The 1,159-nt window shown below is 50.0% G+C and carries 1 protein-coding gene; it reads left to right on the top strand.

The genetic code is table 11. The features are described 5' to 3' along the window. Nucleotides 1–910: 910 nt before the first annotated feature. Nucleotides 911–1,159: hypothetical protein (locus tag HHU12_RS34010; RefSeq protein ID WP_205960080.1), on the top strand; the 249-nt coding region annotated here is incomplete at its 3' end.

Genomic DNA, 1,159 nt, shown 5'->3' with positions numbered 1-1,159 from the left:
AATGACGCCTCCTCGCTCACTCGGTAGCTGCGCTCCTGCCGTTCGGCTGCGGCGGGCGTGACCGACTCACGGATAACGGGATAAAGCAAAGGCGCTCAAATCAGAAAGGGCCGGAGAAAAGGATGCGGCGTTGCCGTTTTTCCATAGGCTCCGCCTCCCCTGACGAGCATCACAGAAATGGACGCTCAAGTCAGAGGAGGACGAAACCCGACAGGACTTAAAGATGCCGGTGATTTCTCTCCGGCGGCTCCCTCGTGCGCTCTCCTGTTCCGACCCTGCCGTTTACCGGATACCTGTTCCGCCTTTTTCCCTTTCGGGAAGCGTGGCGCTTTCTCATAGCTCACGCTGCTGGTATCTCGGCTCGGTTTAGGTCGTTCGCTCCAAGCTGGGCTGTATGCACGAACCCCCCGTTCAGCCCGACTGCTGCGCCCTTTCCGGTAACTATCATCTTGAGTCCAACCCGGACGGACACGCAAAAACGCCACTGGCAGCAGCCATTGGTAACTGGATATATACGAGAGAGATATTGAGAGGTCTTGAAGTGGGTGCCTAACTGCGGCTACACTGAAAGAACAGTTTTGGTATCTGCGGTCTCGTATACCCAGTTACCCGGTTAAGCAGTTCCCCAACTGACTTAACCTTCGATCAAACCGCCTCCCCAGGCGGTTTTTTCGTTTACAGTGCAAGAGATTACGCGCAGAAAAAAAGGATCTCAAGAAGATCCTTTAAATGATCGTCAGTTCTGTTATCCCCGGAGCTCCATCCATCCCACGGAAAAACACCCGCCACTGATGCCCTCAGCGCACTGCACATCATGTACAAACCACTCCCTCCCTCCTTTTTTATTGCGTTTCTTAATGCGCAATGGTAGCTTTGTGCGCAACAAAAAACGCAATAGCAAGGGGGGGTAATGAGAGAAAGAACAAATATCATGCTAGATATAGGATTAAAGCAATCCTTACAACGGCTTTCGAATAAAACCAAAATGAGTCTAAGTGATCTTATTAACCAGAGATTATCAGGTTCACTTTCAGTTGAAGAACGCATTGGCGAAAAGCCTGAATGGATGAGAAACCTTGATCCCTATCTCGCCAATCACTTTTCAAATATTGAGTTACCGCTCCCTTCACCATTAAAAGAATACCAAGAAAAAATGGAT

The organism is Flammeovirga aprica JL-4, assembly GCF_012844305.1.
Lineage (GTDB): Bacteria > Bacteroidota > Bacteroidia > Cytophagales > Flammeovirgaceae > Flammeovirga > Flammeovirga aprica.
The sequence above is the reverse complement of the archived record's forward strand: the minus strand, read 5'-3'. Positions and strand labels throughout refer to the sequence as shown.